Below are 20621 nucleotides of genomic sequence, written 5' to 3'. Positions count from 1 at the left end.
GCGCTTGGTCATGCGGCGTTAAAAATCCGTTCGGAATGCTCATTTACCATTCGTAAACTCCGCTTCCTCACGGATTTTTGCCTTGCCTGACCTTCGCTCGGCGACTTTACAGACAAGCCTTAGAGCAGGATATCGGCTGGGCCGAAGATGGCCCGCTCGACGGGGCTGCCAGTGGCCCGCTCCTCATTGGAAAAGCCGTCGTGGTCGCGCAGCGGGCCGAAGTCGATGCCGGTCAGCTGCTCGATGCGCAGGACGCTGCACTGGTAGGTGCGCAGGCGGCCAAAGGTGATGGACAACTCGTCCAGCTCGCGGCGCTGGTCGATCAGGTAGGCGCTGGCGGAGGGCTTGCCGTCGTCACCGAGAAAGGCCACCACCTTCCAGAAGGCCTCGGGAATCCGCGCCTCGCGATAGGGGCGGTCATCCGCGCGCAGGACCCGGCCGCTGAAGACGGAGATGCGCGCCTGCCAGCGCTGGGTGTTGTCGAGCAGATAGTCCTCCAGCTCCAGCCAGGTCTTCTGGTTGAAGGCCGCCATCTGCGGTGCGCAGTTGGTGAAGTGGAAGGTGTCGCGGTTGGCCTGGGTGGCGGCGGCGCCCCAGTTGGGGTCCTGGCGGCGCACCAGGTGGCCGCGGTCGAGCAGGTTGTCGGCATAGAGTGCCTCGCCCAGTTGAGCCTCCAGCGGCCCCCGGCCGTCGTAGGCCCAGGCATCGCGGCTGCGGGGCACCTCGACGTGCTGGTCGCCGTCGATATTGACGCCGACCCAGAGCGCCATTCGCCGGCTGCGCGAGAGCGTGACCGAGAAGTGGATGTAGTCCAGGCGATCGCCGGAGGCGGGCAGCGGATAGACGTCGCCGGCCAGGGCCGCGCTTGGACGGGGCCAGGGGACCTGGAAGGCGCCCAGGAAGTCGGCCTGGTAACCCTGGCGATCCGCCAGGCTGGCCGCGGGGGTGATGCGCGGCTCGACGCTTCTCAGACCGGCGGGTTGCGCCGGCAACAGGGGACGCAGGTCGGCGAGGCGCGGGCGATAGGCGAGATCGACGGCAAAGGGCTGGCTGGGCATGGGTTGTCTCGGGCGCAGAGGGCGAACCGTCAGCGCAGCACAGGAAGGTGACCGGACGATGACCACGGTCAGCGAAGTGGTATGCGCCGGCGCTAGCTGGCAAACTCGTTCGCGACCTAACGATTCCCACCGAGATCCCCGAGTGAACCGCCCATGAAGCTATCGCTGTTTTCCTCCTTTGCCCGTCGGCGTACCTGGCTGCTCGGCGTGCCCGGCCTGCTCCTCAGCGGCGCCGCCCTGGCCAGTCAGCAGTCCGATGCCAAGGGCTTCGTCGAAGACGGTGACCTGACCCTGTTGCTGCGCAACTACTACTACCTGCGCCAGAACGAAGGCGACGGTCATGGCGCCGCCGCGCGCAACAGTCGCGATCCGCGCAGCTGGACCCAGGCCTTCCTCCTCAACTACACCTCGGGCTTCACCCAGGGCACCGTGGGCGTGGGCGTGGATGCCTATGGCTACCTGGGCCTCAAGCTGGATGGCGGCGATGGCCATGCCAACACCCCGAACATGCCGGTGGACGGCGACGGCAGCCAGCGCAGCGAATTCAGCAAGGGCGGGGCGGCGGTCAAGCTGCGCGTCTCCAACACCGTGCTCAAGTACGGTGACCAGCAACCCACGGCGCCGGTGCTGGCGGCGGGCGGCAACTGGCTGTTTCCCCAGACCGCCCGTGGCTGGAGCCTGGGGAGTCAGGAGGTCGATCACCTGATGCTCGAAGGCGGTCACTTCACCGCCGCCACGGCGCCGCGCACCACCGGTTCGGACGGCGGCATCTTCGCCGGCTATGCCGGCGTTGAAGCGGCCTCGGCCAGCTATGCCGGGGGCGTCTACAAGTTCAGCGATCATCTGAGCGCCTCGCTCTATGCCGGGCACTTCGAGGACGTCTGGGACCAGTACTACGGCAACCTCAACTATGTGGTGCCGCTGGCCGCCGAGCAGAGCCTGACCTTCGACGCCAACCTCTATCGCACCCTGGACGCCGGCAGCGCCAAGGCCGGCAGCATCGCCAACACCGCCGGCTCGCTGGCCGCCGCCTTCCAGACCGGCGCCCATACCTTCACCCTGATCCACCAGCGTATCCATGGCGACCAGCCCTTCGACTACGCGGTGTTCGGCGCACCGGTGCCGGGGTCCTTCGGTGACTCCATCCTGCTCGGCAACTCGATGCAGTTCTCCGACTTCAACGGCCCGGGCGAGCGCAGCTGGCAGGCCCGCTACGACCTGGACATGGAAAGCTACGGTGTGCCGGGGCTGAGCCTGATGGTGCGGCATACCCGCGGCAGCGGCATCGATGGCAGCCACGTGGCCGCCGATTCGGCCTATGCCGGCCTCTATGGCGACGGCGACAAGGAACACGAGACCGATCTGGAGGCCAAGTACGTCCTGCAGAACGGCCTGGCCAAGGACCTGAGCTTCCGCCTGCGCCAGGCCTGGCATTCCGGCAGCCAGAGCACCGGCGGCACCGTGGCCGAGACCCGGCTGATCACCGAGTACCTGTTGAATATCCTGTAATTGATCGCGCTCCGTAGGTTGGGCCTTTTAGGTTGGGTTGAGCGTCGCGAAGCCCAACAGTCCTTTGGCCATCAGCCTGTCCGGGAATACCCTCACCCCAGCCCTCTCCCAAGGGGAGAGGGGGTAGTTCGGTGTGAGCAGGTGCCTGGTAGGTTGGGTTGAGCGCAGCGAAGCCCAACAGTCCTTTGGCCATCGGCATGCCCGGGAATACCCCCACCCCAGCCCTCTTCCAAAGGAAGAGGAGGTAGCCGCGTAGAGTGGATAACGGCGCAGCCTTATCCACGTCCAGGTGCAGTTGATCGGTGGAAAACGCTGCGCGGTTTTCCGCGCTACGGACGTCTTGGCAGCGGGACACCAGGGGACAAGCCACCACCCGCGCCGGACCCAATCGCCCCCTCTCCCTCGGGGAGAGGGCTGGGGTGAGGGTTGCCCCCACCAACGGTGCCAGGGTCGAGCGCGGATCGTTGGGTTGAGCGCAGCGAAGCCCAACAGACCTCACCCTCAACCCTTCGCCCGCGACGCCTCCAGCAGCTTCTCGATCTCCCCATGCAACCGCTCGGTCGCCCCGGCGCGGTCGATCCACCATTCGGTGGACCAGACGCGCAGGAGCGTCCAGCCGAGGCCCTGGAGGATGGCGCTGCGGGTCTTGTCGCGGTCACGGGCGGTGGCGGCGCTGTGGTAGGTGGCGCCGTCGCATTCGATGCCCACCAGGTAGTCGCCCGGGCGATCGGGGTGGACGATGCCCAGGTCGATGCGGAAGCGCGACACGCCGATCTGCGGCACCACCTGCCAGCCCTTGGCCTCTAGCGCCTGGGCCACGGCTTCCTCGAAGGGCGAGTCGTGCCCGCCCAACGAACCCTTGACCGCCGCCGCCAGGGCCTGGGGGCCGCGCTGGGCGAATTCCAGGAACAGCTTGAGATCGCGCACCGCACGGGCATTGGTGCGATTGAGGTCGATCAGCCCCGGATCGAAGGAGGAGAACACCAGCATCTCCCGCCGCGCGCGGGTCACGGCGACGTTGAGGCGCCGCCAGCCACCGTCCTTGTTCAGCGGACCGAAATTCATCGACATCGTATTGGCGCCGGGCTCGGTGGGACCGAAGCCGATGCCGAGCATGATTAGGTCGCGCTCGTCGCCCTGGACCGTTTCCAGGTTCTTCACCACCACCGGCTCGGCCAGGTCTTCGGCGAAGTGCGCCTCGATCTCCGGGTGCTGCTGGCGCGCCCGGTCGAGCAGGTCGGTGACCAGCCGCTGCTGTTCGCTGTTGAGGGTGATGATGCCCAGGCTGAGGCCGGCAAAGGCCGGATCGAGCAGGCGCTTGACCGCCTCGGCGACCATGGCCTGGGCCTCCAGGGCATTGTGCCGCCCCTTGCCCTTGGCGTAGACGCCATCGACCCGCCGCCATTCCACCGCGCTCGGACGGATCTCCGGGGCGGGGAAGGTGATGAGCTTGCCGTCGTAGTAGTGGTGGTTGGAAAAGGCGATCAGGCTCTCGTGGCGACTGCGGTAGTGCCAGTTGAGGCTGTGGCTGTAGATGCCGGCGCCCAGGCATTCGTCGAGGATGCTTTCCAGGTCCTCGGCGGTGTCGTCCTCGCCAGCGGCGCGGTCGAAGAAGCGCGTTGGCGGCATCTGCCGGGGGTCGCCGGCGATCACCACCTGCACGCCGCGGGCGATGGCACCCACCGCGTCCCAGGGGGCGATCTGCGAGGCTTCGTCGAAGATCACCAGGTCGAACAGACCGCCGTCCGGCGGCAGGTATTGGGCGATGGACAGCGGACTCATCAGCATGCAGGGCGCCAGTCGCGCCAGGGCGTCGCCCATTTCCAGGGCCAGCTGGCGCAGCGGCTTGTGTCGGCGCTGCTTCTGCAGTTCGTGCTTGAGCACGGCGAAGCCGCCACCCTGACGCGCCGCGTCGTTCTTGGGGGGCAGGCCGTGGCAGAGCAGGGCGCGGATATGGCGCACGGCCAGGGTCTGCAGGCGATCGTCCAGCCGGCGATAGGCCTGGATATCGCTCTCGTGCTCGGCCGGGACGAAGTCGCGCAGCAGCGGCTCGGCGTCCAGCGCGGTGGCGGCGAACCAGCGGGCATAGGCGGTCTCGAACAGGGCTGCCAGGTCCTCGACCGGGGCGGCCGTGGCGCGCGTGATCAGAGTGGCCAGGCCGAGGGCGTCGGCTTCTTCGCGGACCCGCTGCCAGTCGCACCAGGCCTTGAGGCGACCCGGCTGACGCAGCAGCGCGGCAGCGGTACGCACCAGTTCGGCGGCGGCGGTGTCACTGGCCAATCCCGCCTGCGCGGCGAATGCCTGGCGGGCGGCTTCGGCCGCGTCGAGGGCCTCGGCGAAGGCACCGCTGGCCGGGGCCAGGGTGGTGTCCACCGGCTGGTCCTCGGGATGCTGCAACCGGCGCGCCGCCGCCTGGCGCAGGGCCAGCAGCTGCTCGGGGGTTTCCGCCAGGGTCGGCAGCGCCGCGCTCAGTCGTTCCGCCAGGGCGCGGCGCGCGAGCAGGGCGTCGAGAGCGCTGGTGACACCCTGCCAGCCACTGATGCCGGCCAGGGTGGGCGTCAACTCGTCCAGTTCGGTGAGCAGGGTGCGCTGACGCCGCAGCCGCGGCAGATCGGCAGCCACATCGGGCTGACCCTGGGTTTCGCCCTGGCGGGCGAGATCCTGGGTGACCTGTCGCTGGGCGCGGCTGGCGAAGATCCAGAAGCGCTGCCCGGCGGCGTCCCAGGCGGTTTCCAGCTGGGTCAGGGCGACACGGCGACAGGCTTCGGCGGCATAGGGCACCGACAGCTCGCGCTCCAGCGTCTGGTAGTCGCGCAGCAACTCCAGGGCGCGCCCCAGCTGGCGCTGACGCTCGGCGGCGCCAGGCCCGAAGGCGAAGGCCAGGTCCTGACCAGCGGCGCTCTGCAGCAGCTCGGCGAAGTCCAGCAGGCGCCGGGGCGCCACCAGGTCCGCCAGTGGCAGACCGAGGGCATCGCGCAGGCGTTGCCGCGCCTGCTGCAAGGCCTGCTGGGTATCGCGCAGCCGTTCGGCGGCGCTGACCAGGGCATCCTGCCAGGCGTTGGACCAGGGATGGGCCGGCAGGAGGGCGAAATCCGCCGCCAGGCTGCGGCCGGTCTCGGCGTGCAGGGCCAGGCGCCGCACGGCGTTGCGCAACTCGGCCAGGCCCTCGGCGTCATGGGCGTCGGCGTTGGACCAGGCGAGGCGCGGGGTATCAGGGGCGGCGTCGCGCAATACCCGACCGATGCTCTGCTGCAGGGTCAGGCCGTTGGGCCAGCGCCGGTGCAGGCGCTCCACCACGGCATTGAGGCGATCGCGCAGGCGTTCCACCTCGGCGGCCTCGACCAGCCATTCCTCTTCGTCGAGGCCGTCGCGGGTATCCCAGGCGCGCTCCAGCTGCTTGAGCACCTCGGCCTTGGAGGCCTTGCTCGAATGCAGTTCCAGGCAGAACTCGCCAAGCCCCTGGGCCTCCAGGCGGCGATACACCACGTCCAGGGCCGCACGCTTCTCGGCGACGAACAGCACCCGCCGACCGAGCGCCAGATTGTGGGCGATCATGTTGGCGATGGTCTGGGACTTGCCGGTGCCGGGCGGGCCGTCGAGCACGAAATCCTGGCCACCGGCCGAGGCCAGCACCGCCGCCAGCTGCGAGGAATCCGCCGGCAGCGGGGTGAAGAGTTCGGCCGGGGTGACCTGGCGATCCAGTTCGCGCTCGCGGGGAAAGCTGCCGCCGCCCAGGTAGGCGCCGGATTCCGCGGTGCGTTCCAGCAGGTGGCGCACCAGCGGGCTTTCCAGCAGCTGGTCGCTGCGTTCGGTGAGGTCCTTCCACATCAGGTACTTGGCAAAGGAGAACTGGCCCAGCAGCAATTCGCTGCTGACCTCGAAGCCGGGCAGGTCGCGCACCGCACGCCGCATCCTGGTCCAGATGCCGTCCACGTCGATACCGTTGCCATCGCCGGGCAGCGGGCCGTCGAGCCCGGGGATGTCCAGGTCGAAGTCGTGGCGCAGGAGCTCCAGCAGGGTCAGGTTGAAGCGCGGCTCGTCCTCGAACAGGTGCAAGGTGATGCCGCTGGCGGCGCTCTGCCGTTCCAGGCGCACCGGCAGCAGGATCAGCGGCGCGCGGTAGTGCTTGGGGTCGTCGGCGGCCTTTTTCCAGCGCAGGAAGCCCAGCGCCAGGTAGAGGGTGTTGGCGCCGCCCTCGTCGAGATCGCTGCGGGCGCGGCGATAGAGTTCCACCAGCGCCGCGTCCAGCCTGGTCGCATCCAGGGGGGCGACCACCTCGCCGCGGGCCAGGGCGCCGCGGGCGTATTCGTCGTCGAGATTCTCGTGCTCGCGGGCTTCGTGCAGCACGGCGTCGCGGCCGCTCACCGCCAGGTCCGGCAGCGGCACCAGGCGCAGCGCCCGGCCCTCGGCCAGGCGATCTTCCAGCGCCGCCGGCTCGGGGCAGAGCAGGGGCACGCTGCGGGCGTTGTCCGGCACATGCAGCAGGCGATTGCGGGTGGTGAGGTCGAGCAGCTTGCGCTGCCACAGCGCCAGGCGCCCGACTGGGGTGGTCGGCGCCGCCTCGACGTCCACGTCGAAGGCCGGCAGCGGCGGGGCCTCTTCCAGGGCCTCGCCCGGCAGCAGCAGACCGTCCGCGTTACTGGCCGGCTGGCCCGGCACCGCCAGCGGGCGGATGCGTTGCAGGCGGGCACGACGGACGTCCAGGGCCAGTACGAAGGTCTCGTCGTCCAGCTGCCGCTCGGCCAGTTGCATGGCCTGGCTGAAGGACGGCGGCGGCGAGGCGGTGGCCTGGGTGGTCTCGAAGACCAGCAGGTCCTTGAGCGCCACCCGCTTGCGCACCGGCTCGGCGTCGTCGGTGAGCAGCTGGGCGAATTCCTGGGGTTGCAGCCAGACTCCGGCGAAGGCATGGCCGCGGGTGATGATCAGCAGCGGATTGAGGCCGGCCTGTTCCAGCGCCGCGCAGGCGAGCAGGGCGAGATCCAGGCAGGTGGCCAGGCCACCGTCGAGGATGCTGCCCGGCGTGCGGATCTTCTGGCCCTGGCGCTCGAAGCTGGCGGGCGGCACCGCATAGGTCAGTTGCAGACCGCACAACGCCGACCAGAGCGCCGAGCCCAGTTCCCAGACGCGCCGCCGCGAGCCGCTCTCGTACCCATCCAGCGCCGTGGACTTGCCGGCGCGACGCAAGACCTCGGCGGCCGCGCCCAGCAGGAGCTCCACCGCCGGATCGTTGGGCATGACGAAGGCCGCCGCCAGTTCCGGCATGCTGTCCACGCCACCCCACTGGTTGCGGGCCAGCAGCTCGACCGGATAGCGCCGCGTCTGCAGGATCGTCTCGCCCTGGCGCACCGTGAAGGTCAGCTGGGCGACCAGGCTTTCCTGCAGGCTGCCGAGCAGGGCGGCGTCGAATTCGAGGTCGCGATCATCGAGATAGAGGGTGCCCTGGGGATCGAGGCGCTCCAGATGCCAGGTGCGCGGGACCACGAAGGCTGGCTCGGCGGTGACCGTCAGGCTGAGGTCGGCGAGGGCTTCCTGGCCGCTGTGGGTGAGGCGCAATTCGCGCAGCACGGGCACCGCGTTCTGGTGCGCCGCGAAGCCGATCTTGCCGGCCAGCACCAGTTCGACATCCACGCTCATCGCCTACCACCCTTGCTTATTGCCTAAGGTAGATGAATGTACAGTAGTGGGCGGGTCGATGCAGCCCATAGCCTGCCTGGGCAAGCGGAAAAAGTCCTTTGGTGACGGGCGGTTGCGTGGTTTGAGCGATAGGTCGCGGTTCAGGCTGCCGGGGGCGGGAAGACCAGGCTGAAATGGATGCCCCGTTCATTCTGCTCGACCTCGGCCCGACCGCCATGCAGACGCATGACCGCCGCGACGATGGCCAGGCCCAGGCCGTTGGAATCATGGGGTTGATGACGCGAGGGATCGGCGCGATAGAAGCGGTCGAACAGCCGTTGCAGCTGTGCCGGTGCCAGGGCGGGACCGGCATTGCTGACGCGGATACGCTCGCCCTCGGCCTGCAGGCGGATCTCGCCATCCGGTTCGGCGTAGCGAATGGCATTGGCCACCAGGTTGCTCAGGGCGCGGCGCAGCATCAGCGGATCGGCGACCACCTGGCCGCCACCGGTCACCACCAGGCGCAGGCCGCGCTCGTCGGCCGGGCCTTCGAAATAGTCGGCGATGCGCGCCAGTTCTTCGTCCAGCTGCAGCGGCTGCGGGGTCAGCACCGCCTGGGCGTCGTCGGCGCGGGCGAGGAAGAGGATGCTCTCCACCAGCCGCGAGATGCGCTCCAGCTCTTCCAGGTTGGACGCCAGCAGCGTCTGGTAGTCCTCGCTGCTGCGCACCTGACGCAGGGCGACCTCGGTATGGCCCATGAGGGCATTGATCGGCGTGCGGATCTCGTGGGCGAGGTCGGCGGAAAACTGCACCAGCCGGCCATAGCCGTCGGCCAGCCGCGCCAGCATGGCATTGTAGTTTTCCACCAGCGGCTGCAGTTCGCGCGGTGCATCGGCCAGCTCCAGGGGCGCGGCCAGCCGGGTCGGGGTGATGCCGCCGGCATGGCGGGCGATGCGCCGCAGCGGCGCCAGGCCGCGCCGCAGCAGCAGATAGCCGAGCCCGGCGGTGGCGAGGAAGGCCAGGGTCACGGCGCCGAGCAGCCCCAGCCGGAAATCGGCCAGGGTGGTGTCCTCGTTGCGTAGCACATGGGCGGCGGTCAGTTCCACCGGGCCTTCGGGGGTGTTGACCGCGACCCGCGCCGCGCGCCAGCGGGTCCCGTCGGCCAGCTGGCCTTCGCGCAGATCGGCCCGGGTCGGTCGTCGTGTCTGTGGCACCACGGCCAGGTCGGGGAGGGCGATCTGCAGCGGATTGGAGGCGATCACCGGCTTGGCGCCCGGCGTGCCGATGAGAAAGACGTCCTGCTCGTTGCCCAGCATGTTGGCGAACAGCTGCGGACTGCGGCCCAGGGTTTCCAGCGACAGGTCGGCGCTGAGCAGGCTGCGAAAATGCGCCAGGCGGCCGAGCAGGGCGTAGTCGGCGCGCTCCAGCACGGTACGTTCCAGGCTGTGGTAGAGAAAGGCCCCCGCGCCGCCCACGGCGAGCAATGCCACCAGGGCGAAACCCAGGGTGGCGCGCAGGATCAGCGAGGGTGACCGCGCACTCAAGGCCGCACCTCGCAGACGTAGCCGATGCCGCGCACGGTGTGGATCAGCTTGACCGGGTAGGGGTTGTCGACCTTGGCGCGCAGCCGCTTGATGGCCACGTCCACCACATTGGTGTCGCTGTCGAAATTCATGTCCCAGACCTCGGCGGCGATCAGGGTGCGCGACAGCACCTCGCCTTCGCGGCGCAGCAGCAGGTGCAACAGGGCGAATTCCTTGTTGGTCAGCACGATGAGGTCGTCACCGCGGGTCACCCGTCGCCGCAGGAGGTCCAGCTGCAGGTCGGCCAGGTGGAACTGCTCGGGCTCGCGCACCACGCCACGGCGCAGCAGGGTGCGGATGCGCAGCAGCAGCTCGACGAAGGAGAAGGGCTTGACCAGGTAGTCGTCGGCGCCCAGCTCCAGGCCGCGGATGCGATCCTGCAGACCGTCGCGGGCGGTGAGAAAGAGCACCGGCACGTCGAGCTTCTTGCGCAGGACTTCCATGATCTGCCAACCGTCGATGCCGGGCAGCATCACGTCGAGGATGACCAGGTCGTAACGGCCGTCCAGCGCCAGGTGCAGACCGTCGGCGCCGTGCTGGGTCCAGTCGACCGCGTAGCCGGATTCGCCGAGGCCCTTCTTCAGGTACTCGCCGGTCTTCTGGTCGTCTTCGATGAGGAGAATATGCATGACGTCATGGTAGGGCCTTCGGTCGCTTCGCTGGGTGACATTTTTGTCATTCGCCGGTCATCTTGCTGACCCCCCACGCGTCGCACTGTGGCGGGGCGATTCCCTATCCCTGGAGGTTTCATGCGTACCCAGACTCTGCTTCGCGGTTCCCTTGCCCTGCTGCTCGCCAGCAGCGCCCTGCTGGCCCAGGCCGCGTCCATGCCCACCGTCAAGCCCATGCGCGGCACCGTGGACAGCGTCCAGGGCGACACCCTGGCCTTCACCACCAGAAGCGGTGCCCACCAGACCCTGATGCTGGATGACAAGACCAGCTACCGCGCCGTGTCCAAGGCCAATCTGGATCGCATCGAAGCCAACAGCTTCATCGGCTCCGCCGCCACGCCGCAGCCCGACGGCACCCTCAAGGCGCTGGAAGTGACGGTGTTCGAGGCCAGCCTGCGCGGCTCCGGCGAAGGCCACTACGGTTGGGAAAACGCCGATGGCAGCACCGGCACCATGACCAACGGCACCGTGGGCGAACTCAAGAAGGCCAACGGCCGCACCTTGACCGTGCAGTACAAGGGCGGCGAGAAGCAGCTGGTGGTGCCGGAAGACGTACCCATCGCCTACGTCGAGAAGGGCGACCGCAGCCTGCTCAAGCCCGGCGCCAAGGTGGTGCTGTTCCCCGCCGAAGACGGCAAGCACGCCAAGGGCGTGGCGGTAGGTAAGGACGGTTTCACCCCGCCCATGTAAACCCCAGCGCGGTCGCCCGGCGACCGCGTCCAACTTTCCGTGGAGGGGAACCCCATGACCACCTCGCGACGGCGTCTGGTGCACCGCTGGCCGGTGCGCCTCACCCATTGGCTCAACGCCCTGGCGATGCCCTGCATGTTCATGAGCGGCTGGGCGATCTACAACGCCTCGCCGCTGTTCTCCTTCACCTTTCCCGCCTGGGCGACCCTTGGCGGCTGGCTGGGTGGCGCCATTGCCTGGCACCTGGCGGTGTTCTGGCTGCTGGCGGTGAACGGCCTGGTCTATCTGCTCTATGGCTTGTTCAGTGGCCACTTCCGGCGCGATTTTCTGCCCCTGTCGCCCCGCGCCATCGGCCGCGATTTCATCGCCGCCGCACGGCTGCGGCTTGGCCACCGGCTGGGCACCTACAACGCCGTGCAGCGCCTGCTCTACTGGGGCGTGCTGGCGCTCGGGGTACTGGTGGTGCTCTCGGGCCTGGCGATCTGGAAACCCGTGCAGTTGCAGGGATTGGCCGCGCTGCTCGGCGGTTTCGACACCGCCCGCTATGTGCATTTCTTCGCCATGGCCGGCATCGGCGCCTTCGTCGTCGTGCACCTGGCCCTGGTCATCCTGGTACCCCGCACCCTGCCGCCGATGATTACCGGTCGGGCGCATGAGGAGGTTAACGATGAGTCGGCGTGAGCGTCTGCGCCTGGAACCGGCGCAACAGCGGCAGGTGGAAAATCTGCAACGGCGGCTGCTGCTCAAGCAGGGCCTGACGGTGGGCGCCCTGGCCATGCTCAGCGGCTGCAACCTGCAGGACGGCGACAGCGTCGACAAGGTGCTCTGGTCCATGTCGCGCTTCAACGACCGGGTGCAGGCCTGGTTGTTCGGCCGCGAGCGCCTGGCGCCGACCTATGCCGCTAGCCAGATCACCAATCCCTTTCCCTTCAACGCCTTCTACCCCGAATACAACGTTCCGGAAGTGGACCTCAGCGACTATCGCCTGGAGGTCTCCGGCCTGGTCGCCAACAAGCAGGCCTGGACCCTGGAAGACCTGCGCCGCCTGCCGCAACGCGCCGACATCACCCGCTTCATCTGCATCGAAGGCTGGAGCGCCATCGGCCAGTGGGGCGGGGTGCCCCTGCGCACCTTCCTCGAACGCATCGGCGCCGACACCAGCGCCAAGTACGTCGGCTTCAAGTGCGCCGACCGCTATTACTCCAGCATCGACATGGCCTCGGCGCTGCACCCCCAGACCCTGCTGGCGCTGGACTTCGGCGAGGTGGCCCTGCCGCCGGACTACGGCTATCCGCTGCGGCTGCGGGTACCCACCAAGCTGGGCTTCAAGAATCCCAAGCACATCCAGGCGCTGTTCGTGACCAACGACTATCCCGGCGGCTACTGGGAAGACCAGGGCTACAACTGGTTCAGCGGGATCTAGGTGCAACCGCTGCTGCGCGTCGGCCAAACTGCGTTGAAAAGACCTTCCGAATGCTCATTTACCACTCGTAAACTGCGCTGCCTCAGGTCTTCTCGCCTGGTCTGGCGCTAGCTCGCGAGACGTTGCCTAAGCTTCTGGTGGCGGAACCCCGACCTGGAGGTGGAGTCGAGATACCACCATCCTCTACCCGGAGCTCCCCTCATGTCCGCTCATCCCTCGATCGGTTTCATCGGCTTCGGCGCCATGGCCCAGCGCATGGCTGCCAACCTGCGCGAGGCCGGCTATACGGTCAGCGCCTATGCCGAGCACCAGCAGGATGGCGAGCGCCACGGTACGCCGATGGAGTCCCTGGCGACCCTGCTGCCCCAGGCCGAGGCAGTGATCGTCTCCCTGCCCAACGACGCCATTCTCGAACAGGTGCTGCTCGGCCCCGACGGCGTCCTCGCGCGCCTGGAAAGCGGTCGGCTGCTGATCAACACCAGCACCAATTCGCCGGCGCTGTCGCTGCGTCTGGAAGCGGCCGGCCGGGCCCGTGGCATCGCCGTGGTCGAGGCGCCGGTGTCCGGTAGCACGCCCGAGGCGGAAAAGGCGCAGCTGGTGGTCCTGGCCGGCGGCGAGCCCGAAGCGGTGGAGCGGGCGCGGCCGATTCTCGACGTCCTGGGCAAGACCGTGCACCACGTCGGTCCGACCGGGCAGGGCGCGGCCATCAAACTGGCCATCAACGGCCTGATGGGCGCCGGGCTCGCCGCCCTGGCCGAGGCGCTGGCCTATGCCACCCGCGCCGGCCTGGATGCCGAGGTGCTGTTCGAGGTGTTCGGCGACCTGGCGGTGCTCTCGCCCCATCATCAGCGCAAGCTGGCGGCCCTGCGCGACGGCGACTTCGCCCCGCAATTCCCCGCCGCGCTGATGCACAAGGACATGGGCCTCCTGCTGGCCGAACTCAACGCCACCTTCCAGGGCGCGCCGACCCTGGCCGCCGCGGCGCAGCAACTGGCGCTGGGCGCCGAACTGCACCCGGACGCCGACTACGTCATCACCGCCGATATCCTGCTGGAAGAAGCCGAAGACGCCGCTACCCGGTAGGAGGGCTGGCCGCACGCGCGGACGTGCGGCCAAGGCGCATTAGACATCGGCGATTCCGAGCACCTGTGCGGTTTCGCTACGGCTCTGCCGGCAGGCCGCCGCATCGGTCTTCAGGTCGACGCCATAGGTCGGCAGGATGCGTCGCAGCGCCGGCAGCCAGGCGTCTTCGGTGAGGCGCTCCGGGAAGCAGGTTTCCAGCACTTCCAGGGCGATGGCCGCTGCCGTCGAGGCGCCGGGTGAGGCGCCGAGCAGCGCGGCGATGGACCTGTCCGCGGCGCTCACCAGTTCGGTGCCGAATTCCAGTTCGCCCTTCTTGCTCAGCAGGCCGTGCTGGCCGGTGGGCTTGATGGTCTGCACCCGCTGCCCGGCCACGGCTTCCTGCCAGTCGCGCTTTTTCGCCAGGGGGAAGAATTGCTGCAACATGGCAAATTGCTGGCTGGAGCTCTGGAAGATCTGCCCGATCAGGTATTCGGTCAGGTCGATATTGTCCTTGGCCACGTTCAGCAGCGGCAGGATGTTGTCGTGGCGTAGCGAGGTGAAGAGATCGGTCAGGGCGCCGTGCTTGAGGAAGCGCGAGGAAAAGCCCGCATAGGGCCCGAACAGCAGCGAGCGCTGGCCGCCGACGATACGGGTATCCAGGTGTGGCACCGACATGGGCGGCGAGCCCGAGGGCGCCTTGCCATAGACCTTGGCCTGGTGCCGTTCGGCCAGTGCCGGGACGTCGCAGCGCAGCCAGATGCCGGAGATGGGAAAGCCGCCGAAGCCGTGACCTTCCGGAATGCCGGACTTCTGCAGCAGCGGCAGCGAGCCGCCACCGGCGCCGATGAAGACGAACCGGGCGGTGACCTCCGTCCGTCCGCCGTGCTCGACGTCCTCCACCGTCACCCGCCAGCGACCACTGTCGGTACGCGCCAGGTCCACCACCCGCTGGTGATAGTGCACGGCGAAACCGGATTGCTGACTGAGCTGGCGCACCAGCACTTGGGTGAGGGTGCCGTAGTCGACGTCGGTCCCGGTCACCATGCGCGTGGCGGCCACCAGCTTGTCGGCACCGCGTCCTTCCATGATTAGCGGTGCCCATTGGGCGATCTGGGCTCCGTCTTCGCTGTATTCCATGCCGTGATAGCAGTGATGGGCGCTCATCGTCCGATAGCGCTCACGCAAGAAGGCGACGTTGTCCGCGCCCCAGACGAAACTCAGGTGCGGGCAGGCATGGATGAAGGCCTGCGGATCGGGGATGGCGCCCTTGCGAACCAGATGGGCCCACAGCTGGCGCGAGAGATCGAACTGGGTGTTCACCTTGAGCGCCTTGGCGATATCGACGCTGCCGTCGTCGCGCTGCGGGGTGTAGTTCAGCTCGCAGTTGGCGGCATGGCCGGTTCCGGCGTTGTTCCAGCCCTGGGAGCTCTCCTGGGCGCAGTCGTGCAGACTCTCGAACAGGGTCACGCTCAGGCTGGGGTCGAGTTCCTTGAGCAGGGTGCCCAGGGTGGCGCTCATGATGCCGGCGCCGATCAACACGACGTCGGGTGAATCCGTGGAAGATAACGACATGCCAGGTTCCTCGCGGTCAGGGGTTTGATGGTGGCGCAATACGACTGGGCGGCCGCCGAGCGGCCAACAGACCATGGCGCGCTCCTGCAACCGCTCTGATTTGCCGGGGCTCACGGCTTGCGCCTCGCGAGCCCCGGACGGGCTAGAGCAGGGTGGTCAAGGCGATACCCAGGGCGATACCCGGGATGGCGACCAGGGTGCTGAACAGCACGCTTCGCGCGGCGTCCTCGGTGTAGACGCCGTGGGCCATCGCCAGCGTGGGCGCCGCCGTGGCCGCCGGCAGTACGCCGAGCAGGAATACCTGCTGGAGCAGCCCGCCCTGCAGGCCCACGGCCAGGCCGACGCCCAGCATCACCAGCGGTTGCAGCAGATTCTTCAGGGCCACATTGAGCCCGATGTCGCGATCAAGACGCGGTTGGATGCCGGACAGGATCAGGCCCAGGGTGAACAGCGCGACGCCCCCGGCTGCCCGACCTATCTCGTCCGTCGCCGTCACCAGCAACTGGGGCAGGCGGATACCCAGCAGCGCACAGAGCAATCCCAGCAGCGGCAGGATCACCAGCGGCTGGCGCAGCGCCTTGCCGAGCGCCTGGCGGGCCCCGCCGCCACTCAACAACAGCAGCGACAGCGGGATGACCACCAGGGTGAAGATCAGGTTGCCGACGATCACTGCCAGCACGGCGGAGGGGCCAATGGCGGCGGTCAGCACCGGCGGCCCGCAATAGGCCATGTTGGGAAAGGCCACCGTGATGCCTCGCATGGCTCCTTCACGCCATGTCCGCCCACCGCGGTAGCGACCCAGTAGCAGGCCCAGCAGCCAGACGCCGATGAGTCCGGTAGCCAGGGTCGCGACATAAGGCAGGTTGAGGATCTGCTCGGGGCGGGTGTGGGCGGCGGCGAGGAACAGCGCGATAGGCAGGGCGAAGGTGACCACGAAGGTTGCCAGGGGCTTGCTTGCCGTCTGCGGCAGCAGCTTCCAGCGGCCGGCGCCCCAGCCCAGGACGGTAACGAAGATGATAGGGGCGAGTGCCTGAGAAATGGTCTCGATCATGAGCGAGGCCCTATGGCAGCCGGGGACACGGCGAAAGACTGGCTGAATGGCGTTGGATCATCGAATGAACAGCGAGGCATCCGAAACTCCTGTGCCCGCCCAGATGCGGGTCTTCGATTGATAGATTCATCGCGGCCTCTTCCCGGGTAGCGCCGGCATCGGGATACCAGCCGTTACGGCTTGAGGGCTCTGCAATGCGGGTTTGCCCTTGCTCTGAGGGCAAAGGGAAACGTTTGTTTATAGCTCTTGATGCGACATTTTGTCGCATCTAGACCTTTGTCGAATTCTCGTGTAGGTCTCTATGTGAAGTCGCTGATGTGGCGGAAAAGCGTCTGTCAATCCGGCTGCAGCGCCAGCGAGTGTCCGCTAAGCTGGCTGGCCTGGCCGGATACTGGTGGCCAGCGGCAGTACCCGGTGCGAGGAGACGGCATGACAGCGACCACCCCACGCTTCTGGCACGATCCTGCGCTGCCCTTTCTCGAAGCCCGTTCCATCCAGGACGGCCGCGCGCTCTGCTATGCCCCGCATTCCCACGAAACCTTCTCCATAGGTACCGTGCTGGGTGGGCGCAGTCGCTATCACAACGGCTCGACCCGCGAACTGGTGGGGGCGGGCACCCTGGTGCTGATGAATCCCGGTGACGTCCATGCCTGCAATCCGCAGGGCGAGGACGCCTGGCGCTATCGCATGCTGCACGTGGACGCCCGCTGGCTGGCCGAGCTGCAGCGCCCGGGGGCTGACGACTTCCAGCCGCTGGGCGTACAGCTGTCCCGTGATGGCCAGCTGTACGCCGGATTGGAAGCGCTGCATGCCTGCCTGATCGACCCGGATAGCCTTACCCTGCAGCGCCAGAGTCAGGCGCTGCTGTATTTCGAGGTCGTACTGGCCCGCCTGGGGCGTACCCCGGTCGCGGCGGCGCGAGCGCGCGAGGATCGCCGCCTGAGGCGCGCCGCCGAATTTCTCGATGCCCACTGCAGCGAGGGCGTCAGCCTGGACCAGCTCAGTCAGGTGGCGGATCTCTCGCCCACCCAGTTGATTCGCAGCTTTCGCCGGCGCTATGGCCTGACGCCCCACGCCTACCTGATCGACCGGCGCATTCGCCTGGCACGGCAACGCCTGCGTCAGGGCGATGGCCTGGCCGAGGTCGCCCTGGCCACCGGCTTCGCTGACCAGGCCCACCTGCAGCGCACCTTCAAGCGCCTGGTGGCGGCCACCCCCGGTCAGTACCGCGCCGCCTCAGCCCTCCCATAGCAGCGAGGCGGCGCACAGCACCAGCAGTGCCGCGAGGACGCGATTGAGCAGGCGCAGGCGCCCTGGCGTCAGGGCGCGGCCACGCAGCCACTGGCCGGCCACGGCCCAGCAGGCCAGGGAGGCGAAGCAGATCACCAGGTAGAGGCCGGCGAACAGCGCCAGGCGGCCGCGATCCTCACCGACGAACAGCGCGACCCCGGCCGCGGCGGCGAGCCACGCCTTGGGATTGAGCCACTGCAGCAGGGCGCCGTCGCGAAAGCCGGGGCAGGCGGCCACCGCGCCACTGCCCAGGTCCCCCGCGGCCCGTGCCAGTTTCCACGCCAGGTACAGCAGGAAGAGGGCGCCGGCCACGCGCAGGATCCAGAGCAGCGCCGGCCAAGCGGCCAGCACCTGGTGCAGGCCGAGGCCGACCGCCAGCAGCAGGATAACGAAGCCCAGGGTGGCCCCGGCGACATGCCACAGGGCCGACCGCCAACCATGGACAAGGCCGGTGTTGAAGCCCACCAGATTGACCGGGCCAGGAGAAAGGGAGGCCACCAGGGCAAAGGCGGCCATGGACAGGATCAGGGTCATCACGAGGTCTCGACAGTTGTGGAGACCTGAACCTAGCGAGGGTGAGCCCTGGCGGTATTGAAGAAAATGACCCTTCCAGCCCGACGAAAGGCGGGAATTCGCAGCGATTCGCTGACGTCCATTACAGCGAGCTTAGCGCTCCCCCGGTGGTTTCAACGTCGCTGTCGGCCACCGGGGCTTTCTCTTCTCGGATCCTGGCTCTTCTCGGATCCTGGCGCGCTAGGGTGCGATAGGCAGGGTAAATCTGAAGGTGCTGCCCTGACCCAGGGCGCTGGTGACGCTCAACTCGCCGCCGTGGGCCTCGACGATGCCCTTGGCAATGTACAGCCCCAGACCGTGACCGGTGGGATTGTCTTCCTGCACGTGCCAGAAGCGCTCGAACACCCGCGCCTGCTGCGCCTGGTTCATGCCGCGGCCATTGTCGGTGACGCTGATCTCGGCCAGGTTGCCGAGCTGCCGCATGCTGAGTTGCACCAGCCCGCCCGGTGCGGTGAACTTGATGGCATTGCCCAGCAGATTCATCAGCACCTGGAAGATGCGTTCGGCTTCCACCAGCACCTGGAGATCCGGATCGGCGGCGTATTCCAGGCTGATGTTCTTGATCTCCGCCAGCGGCCGCGACAGCAGGATGGGTTGCGCGCAGACGTCCGCCAGGCGCGCCGGGTTGAGGTTCAGCGCCAGGCGATCCGACTCGATCTTCGACAGATCCAGCAGGTCACTGATCAGCGCGTTCATGCGGTTGGCCGCGGTCTCTATCACCTGCAGCGAACTGGGCAGGCGGTCGTCGCCCAGCGCCAGCTTTTCCAGTTGGCGCTGCAGCATCCCGACCTTCATCAGGATGATGGTGATAGGGCTGCGCAGGTCATGGGAAACCGCCGCGACGATCTCGTCGCGCAGGCGCACTGCCTGGCGTTCGCGTTCGACCTGGCGTGCCAGGTCCAGCTCGATGGCCGAGCGGCGCAGGTCCTTGGCGGCAAACAGATCGGCCGGGCGCCAGCGCTCCGAGCGCAGGCGGACCAGCTCCTTCCAGGCATCGAAGGAACGCCGCGGATGCGGATAGTTGAGCCCCGGGCCCGGCGCGAGCGACGTGGCTTCAAGCTTGGCCGGATTGCCGCTCCAGACCACGGTGGTGACGATCTCGGGGCGGAACCAGAGCACCAGATTGCGCACCGGCTTGGGCAGCGCCAGTGCCAGGACGCCGCTAACCCTGTCGCTGTAGCGGCGGGCCTCGGGCAGTTCGTCGGCCAGGCAGCGGGTCGCATAGATGCCCGAGGCATCCATTTCGGCCGTCACCCAGGCGGCGAGCACGCGGATGTCTTCCGTGCTCGGGCATTCCCCCAGGGTACTGAGTTCATCCTCCACCAGTACCGCGACACCGGCGGCATTCACCAGCTCCAGGAGATCGGTGGGTCTTTCGCTGAGGCCGCTGAGTACCTCGCCACGGCTGTCGCACATGCCCTGGATCAGCGCCGCCAGTTGTGCCTCGCGCGCATCGATCTCGCGTTGCACCTGACGATTTTCCAGCGCGCGAATCATCAGCGACACCAGCACCCCGACCGAGCGGCAGGCCATCCGGGTACGGAAGGGCAGATAGAGGGGTTCGCGATGGCCACAGCTGATCAGTCCCCAGAGCTTGTCGTCGCTGATCAGCGACACGCTCATGGACGCACGCAGGCCCTGGTTGCGCACGTACTGGCAATGGATGGGCGATACGCTGCGCAGCACGGCATGGGTGAGGTCGATCGGATCCCGCCCGGTGCCATGCAGAAAGGCCGGCACCAGCGGGACCGCCTCGTACTGGGCGTCGGGAATGTTGCGAATCCAGTTCTCGTGATAGAGCGCGCGGGCCTGGGCGGGAATATCGGCCGCCGGAAAGTGCATGCCCAGATAGCTGTCGATGTCGTCGACCCGATCCTCGGTCACCACCTGGCCATCGCCGCCGTCATCGAAGCGATAGACCACCACCCGATCAAAACCGGTGAGGGCACGCACCTCGCGCACCGCACCTTCGCACAGCTCGGGCAGGGTGCGAGCCTGCTGCAGGCGGGCCAGGGCGCGGGCCAACCCGGCGGGCTCGACACCGCCATGGTCGTCCGGCTCGAATTCCAGGAACACCAGGCCATGGCTGCGATGCAGGATAACGTCCAGGTCGCGGACGGGGCGCGTCCAGCTCAGCGGATTGGCTTCTTCCAGATGCTCCAGGGTCAACGCCTGCCGCACCTGTTCGAGCAGCTCGGGCGGCAGCACCTGCTGCAGTGGCCGATCCAGCACCTCGACCTGCGCCTTGCCCAGCAACTCGGGCAGATTGCGGCTGACATGCTTGATCAGCCAGTCCACCTCATCGAAGGCGATGAGGTAACCGTGGGCCTGGATGGCGCCTGGAATGCGGATCGGCTCGCTTTCGCAGCTTTGCAGCGACTGACCGGAAGGTGCAGCAATCATGCGACTGTCTCAGATGAACTCTTGAATAGGACCGCATCGAGGCGGTCCTGTTAAAGCTTTAGCACCGAATGGCTGTGAATGTGATGCCGGTCACGTACGGCTCCCGGGCCTTGCACCAGTTTC

At 67.8% G+C, this 20621-nt stretch carries 14 protein-coding genes; 6 read left to right on the top strand and 8 right to left on the bottom strand.

Translation table 11 applies throughout. The features are described from left to right. Window positions 1–119 precede the first annotated feature (119 nt). On the bottom strand, window positions 120–1058 hold the full coding sequence (locus GSQ95_RS05175) for a DNA/RNA non-specific endonuclease (RefSeq protein ID WP_158892558.1): 939 nt from the start codon (window positions 1056–1058) through the stop codon (window positions 120–122). A 153-nt stretch (window positions 1059–1211) separates the two neighbouring features. On the opposite strand from GSQ95_RS05175, the gene GSQ95_RS05170 reads away from it, so the two are divergent. Further along, a complete protein-coding gene (locus tag GSQ95_RS05170; protein WP_158892560.1) occupies window positions 1212–2567 on the top strand; it encodes an OprD family porin in 1356 nt (451 codons plus the stop codon). A 501-nt stretch (window positions 2568–3068) separates the two neighbouring features. Here the strand turns inward: GSQ95_RS05170 and GSQ95_RS05165 are convergent. From GSQ95_RS05165 to GSQ95_RS05155, 3 genes are all read right to left on the bottom strand, one after another. Then, window positions 3069–8201 carry a DUF4011 domain-containing protein gene (locus GSQ95_RS05165; RefSeq protein ID WP_158892562.1) on the bottom strand — a complete coding sequence of 1711 codons (5133 nt, stop codon included), beginning with the start codon at window positions 8199–8201 and terminating at the stop codon, window positions 3069–3071. A gap of 140 nt (window positions 8202–8341) precedes the next feature. After that, complete coding sequence (locus GSQ95_RS05160) at window positions 8342–9724, bottom strand: heavy metal sensor histidine kinase (protein WP_158892564.1); 1383 nt, start codon at window positions 9722–9724, stop codon at window positions 8342–8344. After that, complete coding sequence (locus tag GSQ95_RS05155) at window positions 9721–10392, bottom strand: heavy metal response regulator transcription factor (protein ID WP_158892566.1); 672 nt, start codon at window positions 10390–10392, stop codon at window positions 9721–9723. Before GSQ95_RS05155 ends, GSQ95_RS05160 begins: the two co-directional genes overlap by 4 nt. Window positions 10393–10512: 120 nt before the next feature. On the opposite strand from GSQ95_RS05155, the gene GSQ95_RS05150 reads away from it, so the two are divergent. From GSQ95_RS05150 to GSQ95_RS05135, 4 genes are all read left to right on the top strand, one after another. Further along, complete coding sequence (locus GSQ95_RS05150; protein WP_158892569.1) at window positions 10513–11124, top strand: hypothetical protein; 612 nt, start codon at window positions 10513–10515, stop codon at window positions 11122–11124. A gap of 54 nt (window positions 11125–11178) precedes the next feature. Further along, window positions 11179–11805, top strand: a complete 627-nt coding sequence (locus tag GSQ95_RS05145) for a cytochrome b/b6 domain-containing protein (RefSeq protein WP_158892571.1) — start codon at window positions 11179–11181, stop codon at window positions 11803–11805. Continuing rightward, complete coding sequence (locus GSQ95_RS05140; RefSeq protein WP_158892573.1) at window positions 11792–12547, top strand: molybdopterin-dependent oxidoreductase; 756 nt, start codon at window positions 11792–11794, stop codon at window positions 12545–12547. Before GSQ95_RS05145 ends, GSQ95_RS05140 begins: the two co-directional genes overlap by 14 nt. A gap of 201 nt (window positions 12548–12748) precedes the next feature. Then, window positions 12749–13630: an NAD(P)-dependent oxidoreductase gene (locus GSQ95_RS05135; RefSeq protein WP_158892575.1), complete on the top strand. Its 882-nt coding sequence runs from the start codon at window positions 12749–12751 to the stop codon at window positions 13628–13630. A 39-nt stretch (window positions 13631–13669) separates the two neighbouring features. Here the strand turns inward: GSQ95_RS05135 and mqo are convergent, their stop codons facing one another. Beyond that, complete coding sequence (gene mqo, locus GSQ95_RS05130) at window positions 13670–15181, bottom strand: malate dehydrogenase (quinone) (RefSeq protein WP_158892577.1); 1512 nt, start codon at window positions 15179–15181, stop codon at window positions 13670–13672. 142 nt (window positions 15182–15323) lie between these two features. Beyond that, window positions 15324–16232: an AEC family transporter gene (locus GSQ95_RS05125; RefSeq protein ID WP_158892579.1), complete on the bottom strand. Its 909-nt coding sequence runs from the start codon at window positions 16230–16232 to the stop codon at window positions 15324–15326. A 429-nt stretch (window positions 16233–16661) separates the two neighbouring features. Here GSQ95_RS05125 and GSQ95_RS05120 point away from each other — a divergent pair, with 429 nt between their 5' ends. After that, window positions 16662–17483, top strand: a complete 822-nt coding sequence (locus tag GSQ95_RS05120) for an AraC family transcriptional regulator (protein ID WP_158892581.1) — start codon at window positions 16662–16664, stop codon at window positions 17481–17483. Here the strand turns inward: GSQ95_RS05120 and GSQ95_RS05115 are convergent. Together GSQ95_RS05115 and GSQ95_RS05110 are read right to left on the bottom strand one after the other, a co-directional pair. Then, window positions 17469–18056, bottom strand: coding sequence for a LysE family translocator (locus GSQ95_RS05115; protein ID WP_158892583.1), 588 nt, complete (start codon window positions 18054–18056; stop codon window positions 17469–17471). The genes GSQ95_RS05120 and GSQ95_RS05115 overlap by 15 nt on opposite strands. Before the next feature lie 219 nt (window positions 18057–18275). Then, window positions 18276–20498: an ATP-binding protein gene (locus GSQ95_RS05110; RefSeq protein ID WP_158892585.1), complete on the bottom strand. Its 2223-nt coding sequence runs from the start codon at window positions 20496–20498 to the stop codon at window positions 18276–18278. Between the last annotated feature and the right edge of the window lie 123 nt (window positions 20499–20621).

This window comes from Pseudomonas sp. BAV 4579 (assembly GCF_009765395.1).
Lineage (GTDB): Bacteria > Pseudomonadota > Gammaproteobacteria > Pseudomonadales > Pseudomonadaceae > Chryseomonas > Chryseomonas aestiva.
This window is presented reverse-complemented; position numbering and strand designations above follow the sequence as displayed.